This window comes from Microcystis sp. LE19-41.2A (assembly GCF_027530405.1).
Classification (GTDB): domain Bacteria; phylum Cyanobacteriota; class Cyanobacteriia; order Cyanobacteriales; family Microcystaceae; genus Microcystis; species Microcystis aeruginosa.
This window is the reverse complement of the sequence record NZ_JAPZQJ010000070.1, coordinates 1-6,331: the sequence shown is the minus strand read 5'-3', so window position 1 is coordinate 6,331 and position 6,331 is coordinate 1. Positions and strand designations below refer to the sequence as shown.

Annotated in this window: 7 protein-coding genes and 1 pseudogene; 4 read left to right on the top strand and 4 right to left on the bottom strand. The window is 43.0% G+C overall.

Annotated elements, in window-relative coordinates; all coding sequences use genetic code 11:
• Positions 1 to 309: pseudogene (locus O9290_RS28060) on the top strand (RNA-guided endonuclease InsQ/TnpB family protein); the annotation flags it as partial.
• A gap of 63 nt (positions 310 to 372) precedes the next feature.
• Here the strand turns inward: O9290_RS28060 and O9290_RS03030 are convergent.
• The gene (locus O9290_RS03030) at positions 373 to 546 is read right to left on the bottom strand and encodes a hypothetical protein (RefSeq protein WP_167341553.1); all 174 of its coding nucleotides are present in this window, start codon (positions 544 to 546) and stop codon (positions 373 to 375) included.
• Between the two features lie 295 nt (positions 547 to 841).
• On the opposite strand from O9290_RS03030, the gene O9290_RS03025 reads away from it, so the two are divergent.
• Together O9290_RS03025 and O9290_RS03020 are read left to right on the top strand one after the other, a co-directional pair.
• Complete coding sequence (locus tag O9290_RS03025) at positions 842 to 1,243, top strand: FHA domain-containing protein (RefSeq protein ID WP_052278503.1); 402 nt, start codon at positions 842 to 844, stop codon at positions 1,241 to 1,243.
• Between the two features lie 154 nt (positions 1,244 to 1,397).
• Positions 1,398 to 1,790, top strand: a complete 393-nt coding sequence (locus O9290_RS03020; protein WP_002756950.1) for a DUF4278 domain-containing protein — start codon at positions 1,398 to 1,400, stop codon at positions 1,788 to 1,790.
• A gap of 214 nt (positions 1,791 to 2,004) precedes the next feature.
• Here the strand turns inward: O9290_RS03020 and O9290_RS03015 are convergent, their stop codons facing one another.
• Complete coding sequence (locus O9290_RS03015; protein ID WP_288033362.1) at positions 2,005 to 2,595, bottom strand: DUF4276 family protein; 591 nt, start codon at positions 2,593 to 2,595, stop codon at positions 2,005 to 2,007.
• Complete coding sequence (locus tag O9290_RS03010) at positions 2,595 to 3,779, bottom strand: AAA family ATPase (protein ID WP_288054981.1); 1,185 nt, start codon at positions 3,777 to 3,779, stop codon at positions 2,595 to 2,597. Before O9290_RS03010 ends, O9290_RS03015 begins: the two co-directional genes overlap by 1 nt.
• 246 nt (positions 3,780 to 4,025) lie before the next feature.
• Between O9290_RS03010 and O9290_RS03005 the strand changes: the two genes are divergently transcribed.
• The gene (locus O9290_RS03005; RefSeq protein WP_288054980.1) at positions 4,026 to 5,162 is read left to right on the top strand and encodes a geranylgeranyl reductase family protein; all 1,137 of its coding nucleotides are present in this window, start codon (positions 4,026 to 4,028) and stop codon (positions 5,160 to 5,162) included.
• Here O9290_RS03005 and aroB read toward each other — a convergent pair.
• Positions 5,139 to 6,239, bottom strand: coding sequence for a 3-dehydroquinate synthase (aroB, locus tag O9290_RS03000; RefSeq protein ID WP_288054983.1), 1,101 nt, complete (start codon positions 6,237 to 6,239; stop codon positions 5,139 to 5,141). The genes O9290_RS03005 and aroB overlap by 24 nt on opposite strands.
• Positions 6,240 to 6,331: the final 92 nt, after the last annotated feature.

Genomic DNA, 6,331 nt, shown 5'->3' with positions numbered 1-6,331 from the left:
CTCGACAATTAGCCTATAAATGCCGTTGGTACGGCAGAAATTACATCGAAATAGATAGATGGTTTCCTAGTTCTAAAAGATGTAGTAATTGTGGGCATATTGCCCTTGAAAATGCCGTTAAATATTCGAGAATGGGACTGTCCAGACTGTGGGACTCACCATGACCGAGATATTAACGCCAGTAAAAACATTTTGGCCGCAGGGCTTGCGGTGTCAGTCTGTAGAGCGACCATAAGACCAGAACAGAGTAAATCTGGGGCGGCAGGTGCGGAACCCCGCAAGGGAAAGAAGCAGAAACCTAAATCGTGAGGTTTGGGAATCACCGTCCGTTTACGGCGGCGAGGATGTCAAGATGAGTAAGGAGAAAAATTCCTAATCAGTTATTGTCCGTCTCCAGAGGGCAAAAACCGTGAGCAGAAAAGGAGTAAAAACCAGAATTAAAGTGTTAAGAGGACTGGGAGCGATCGATAATAAAGGGGCAAGATATTTAATTCCCAGGGAAATCAAAGCCGATATCAAGATTATTTTGATAATAAAGCCGCTCATAGATCAATGTTTAGGTGACACCAGCACTATCTTATCCCTGAAGAGGTTAAAAATTGCTCAAAATGTGGAAATCATACCCCATCAGTTTTATTAATACTAGGGCGAAGCGGCTAGATTTTCTGGGGGAGGTCGGTTCCGAGGGAAGAGGAAAGTATGAGACAATGGAAAGAAAAGGCTGAGTCAATTAACTAGAGATATTCATTGCTAGGACTGAAGACTTAATGGCCAGGACGAATCTTGACAACAAATAAAATTTACCCTGTCCACCGCCTCTATCTTGCCGCCAATAGTCACCGTGATCACTTTAACTCTTTTACACCCCAGTCAGGCCACGCCCCTACAACATTGGCAGTTTGACAATGATCAATCAACCATTCTCATCGGCAGGGCGCTGGATAATCATGTAGTTCTCTATAGTGCTGTGGTTTCGAGGCGGCACTTAGAAATCCGCCATAATAATGACCACGATGATTGGGAATTGGAAAATTTAGGGGCAAATGGGACGTTTCTCAATGGCAAACCGGTCGAGAAAACCGTCGTCGTTGATGGTATGGTGGTTCGTTTAGCCGCCTCCGGCCCGCAAATTCAAATTCGTCTCATCAATGAGGACGAGCAACCAAAATTAATCCTCAAACCCCTAGAGGCTCCTTTGGTGGGCGACCAAACCCAGCCGGAAAAGGATACTATAGCCAGCTAGAAAATATTAAATTTTTATAAAGTTTTTTCAATTTCCCTAACAAAATGTAAAAATAGATACAGAATAAGAAATAAAATCTTCTAACTTGTTGTCCCTAAATAGAGACGACAAGAGAGATTAAAGTCACTTTAAAGCATTGCAGGGAGTCGGTGATATGACGTTAGCCTATCGAGGAGTTAAGTACGAAAGGGATTCTCTCCCCTTGGAGATGAAGACCGGAGATATCGGGGGTAAATACCGAGGTCAAGACTGGAATCACCATTATCCTCGCCATATGCTCCAATTAGAACCGAAACTGCATCGTCAGTATCGTGGAGTTGCCTACAGCACCCGTCCTCATCTTGCCGGACAAGTCATCCCAAGCACTTGTCCGTTGCCTGTTGTCAAACCCCCTGTTGTTGTCCAAGAGGAAACCCTTTCTAGCATCCATCTGAACAATATTCGTCTTCGTCTGGAACGTCGTTTACAAATCGCTCAAGAGAATGGTGACGAAACCCTCGTTAATCTCTTGAAAAAAGAATCCCAAGACTTAGCCTTAAACTGCTAGATTAGCAGTTTTTCTCCACTTTCCCCTCGGTTCTGCCGGGGGGAATATTTTTGGGCGCAAAAATGCCTAAATCTTCCCCCCGCTCACTCCCAGGGCCGGCACTTTTTGATTTTAAAAAAGCCTCAAGATATTATCCAACAAGATTTTTAGATTTTTTCAGCCAATCCTAGTTAGGAGCTTACAAGCTTTTAATTATATTAGGTCGAGGTCTATTTTAGTTCTGGTTCGGATTGGGGCGTTGTATCATTTCCACAACATTTTTGATACCTTGGATAAAAGTTTGAAAACTACGCGATTTATTTTCAGTTAGGGAAAGATGGGGGGCAATCTGTTTAGAGTGGGTTCCTGCATAATACTCTTTCACTAGCTTTTTTAATTCTTGTTTGGCCGAGTTAAGCAGGTCCGGTTCTCTGTATTTACTTTTATTTTGTTTTTGGCCGAGAGTATTTAAATTATACGCCTTGGCTACCGCTGCTAAATCTCCCAGAAACCAAGATTCTAATTCATGGCAAATAATCCGAATTAAGACTTGAGCATCACTGGCATTTTGACAAATTTGCCCTAGTTTCTTTTTGAGTTCTTGACAATCGTGGGAGTCCTGATCATGGACAATAATAAATTTGGTATTGGGACTAGATTTATTGAAAGCTTTGAGTTTTATAGGAATAGATTTGGCTAGGTCTTGTTTACCTTGATGACTAATACATATATAGCTTATTTCTGGGGGAATAAGTTTAGGCAAAAGTTCTTCTAACACATTTTTTATAGATGACTCTTCTAACAAAAATACGATATCATAGTTCATTAGGGTTCTACTCCTTCAAACCAGCCTTGATTCCAAAGATAGCCGGGTAAATCGCCTTCCGCTACTAAGTTTTTGAGGATTTCGCTATCGGCAGCCCTATGGATTTGGGTGATACCTTGGGATTTAATTAGCCAGAAAATACTAGCTAGTGGAACCGCATTGATAAAATCGGGGGAGTGGCTAGAAACAAATACCTGACCCCCCTGATCGCTATAGTGGGCGAATTCTTCGGCTAGTTCTTTTAATAAAGTAGGATAAAGTTGGTTTTCTGGTTCTTCGACACAGAGTAGGGGATGAGGATTGGGATCGAATAGTAATATTAAATAAGCGAACATTTTCATAGTCCCGTCAGAAACATAGCGATCAATAAAAGGGTCTTTAAAGGCCTGATCTTGAAAACGTAAAATCAAGCGACCGTCTTCGGTTTCTTTGGCTTCCACAGAGGAAATACCCGGAACTCGTTGTTTCATTTTTTCGAGAATTTGCTGAAAAATTTTGGGATATTGTTGATAAATATATTGAGCAACTGTAGCTATATTGTCGCCAGTAGGGGATAAGTGTTCAGCATAAGATATTTCTTTACTTCCTCTAGCTTCGCTAATATGAAAGTCAGAAACGTGCCAATTTTCAATCAGAGAACGAAAGGCTGTAGCGGCTTTAAAACGTTGAAATTGTCCTAATCCTTTGATTGCTAGTATATCGTTAGATTCTAGCTGTTGTTCTTCTCGATCGAGTTCTTTATCCGGTTTACTAAAATCTTCTTCGTTGGTGATAGCATATCCTTGACCAAGTTGAAAATCTAAAAAATGAAAAGGTTTACCGTGTTCACCCCGTTTATAGCGAAGTATTTCGCGTTTGATAACGGGGCGATTATTGTTTTGTCCAATTATGATTTGATAAGTAACCAGACGTTCTGTATCTAAGATTTTCATGCGAAATTGCAGCTCGATTTCAATATCTTCCTGTTCTTGACCTCTAGTGATAATTTCTCTATAACCGCCGCGAATTTGTAAAGCTTGGCGAATGTTGTTTTTAAGGGCATCTCGCAGAAACCCAAAAATATCAAATAGAGTAGATTTTCCCGTGCCGTTAGCTCCAATAATCACGCAAAAAGGGGGAATATCTCTTATGTGTATATTTTTAAACATACGATAGTTTTTTATTTTAATAGAAACAATTTTCATGATATAATCGAGCCGTTATAGTTTTTTTTATTATACGATTGATCAGGTGAAGATAATTGATCAATTAGTTAGTCAAAAAAGCCAGAGATTAGGCTCTCTTGGACATGGGGGGATAAATCAACTAGAAACTAGAGAGGCAAGCTCAACAATGACAGAATCCCGTCTGAGCGTCACCAGACTCAACACAAGTTGGACAAAATAGCGTAAATTGTCTATAAATTTGTTCAACGACTTAAATTAGTACAAATGTTTGACTGTATTATCATCGGTGCGGGACCAGCAGGAGCGACGGCGGGTTATCATCTAGCTAAAAAGGGACGATCGATCCTGATCCTCGATAAAGCGAAATTACCCCGTTATAAACCCTGTGGTGGTGGGGTATCCCCAGCAATTAAGCAGTGGTTTGATTTTGATTTTACCCCCGTGATCGAGAATACCGTCACGCAAGTGGAGTTTACTTGGAAACAGGGGGATGCCGCCACCACTAAGTTAAATATGCTAGAACCGATGTGGATGGTACAAAGGGATCGTTTCGATGATTTTTTAGGTCAACAGGCGATCGCAGTCGGGGCAACCATCCAAGATAACAGCGAAGTTACCCAGATCAAATTCGTCCAAGATCACTGGCAAGTTACCACATCCCAAGGAACATTTTCAGGTAAATATCTGATTGCTGCCGATGGTGTTAAGGGTAATACCAGTCGCTGGTTGGGATTACCGGCGAAAAACCAAGCGATCGGGGCTACTCTCGAAATTACTAACGCAGAAGCGACTATTCCACCCCAAAAAGCTTTTTTTGATTTTGGTTCCCTAAAAAATGGTTATATCTGGGCTTTTCCCAAGTCTAATGGTTACACAATTAGCGGTGCTTGTTTTAAGGGCAGCATCAAATCCGAGGAGCTGAAAAAACAACTGTTAAATTATGCCCGTCAAAAGGGCTGGAATTTAGAGGATTATCGCTATAGTGAGTATGCTTTAGCCCTTTGGAACGGAAATCAACCGCTACACGCCCAAAATGCCCTAATTACAGGAGAAGCGGCGGGTATTCTCGATCCTCTCATCGGTGAGGGTATCCGTCCGGCAATTTTGACGGGAGTTAAGGCAGCCGAGGCGATCGATCGAGCTTTAGCCGGAGATAATCAGGCTTTAGCGGGCTATAGTCGGATAATTCGGGAAGAATGGGGGGAAGATATGGCTTTAGCGGCCAAATTAGCCGGTTTATTCTATCAATTTACCCAAATCGCCTACAATATCGCCGTTAAACGCCCGATCGCCGGTCAACTGATGGGACGTATTCTCGTGGGAGATTTAAAATACCGGGATGTTACGGAACAAGCGATGCAACAATTGAAAAAGCTTTTACTGCCCGGATTCGGTTGGTGATAACACCTCGCGCACCAGGGTGGGGGTGACTCGATCGCTAATGGTGACTTGGCCGATCGCCGTTGGTAAAATAAATCTAACTTGGCCATCTTTAACCTTTTTATCGGCAGTGAGAGCATTTACCATCTCATCGGCATTTAAAGGCGGAATATGGGTTTCTAAGGCGGCTTTTTCGATTAAATCGGTTTGACGTTGATTTTCCCCGGCGGTCCACATTCCCAGTTTAACAGCGATCGCTCCTGCCGCCACCATCCCCATGGCCACCGCTTCCCCGTGGTTAACGCTAGTATATCCCGTTAAACTTTCAATGCCGTGGGCGATCGTGTGACCATAGTTTAAGATCGCCCGCAAACCCGCTTCTTTTTCGTCTTTGCTTACCACATCTGCTTTAGCTTGGCAAGACTTTGTAATAATTGTTTGCAATAGCTCGCCATCGATCTGAGAAAAACTAGCTAAATTGTCCGAGTCTTCTAACTGTTGAAATAACTCAGCATCCCAAATTACACCGTATTTAATCACTTCTGCCATTCCTGCCCGAAATTCTCGCACGGGTAGGGTTTTAAGCACGTCAGGATCGATCAGCACTAATTTCGGTTGATAAAACGCCCCGATCAGATTTTTGCCCTGGGGATGATTAACACCAGTTTTACCACCGATGGAAGCATCTACCATCGCTAACAGGGTGGTGGGAACTTGGACAAAATTAACGCCCCGTAACCATGTGGCTGCCGCAAATCCCGTCATATCCCCGATTACACCACCACCGAGGGCAACCATAGTCGAGGAACGTTCCAGCCGGTGAGCGAGGGCGCTATCATAAACTTGGGCGATCGCATCGAGGGTTTTATAATTTTCGCCCGCGGGGATCAGATGAGTAAAAACGGCAAATCCCGCTTTTTCTAGGGAATTAACGGCTTTATGTCCGTAATAGTCAAAAATTTCGGGATTAGAAACCAATAAAACCTTTTTACCTAAGTTTAACCGGCTCATTTCTGCACCGAGATTAGCTAAACTGTCCTTCTCGATCAGAATATTATAGGAGCGATCGGGTAAATTAACGGGAATACAAATAGCCATAGGGTGTGGGGAAGTGGGGAAGTGGGGAAGTGGGGTGTGGGGAATGGGGAAGTGGGGAAGTGGGGTGTGGGGTGTGGGGTGTGGGGTGTGGG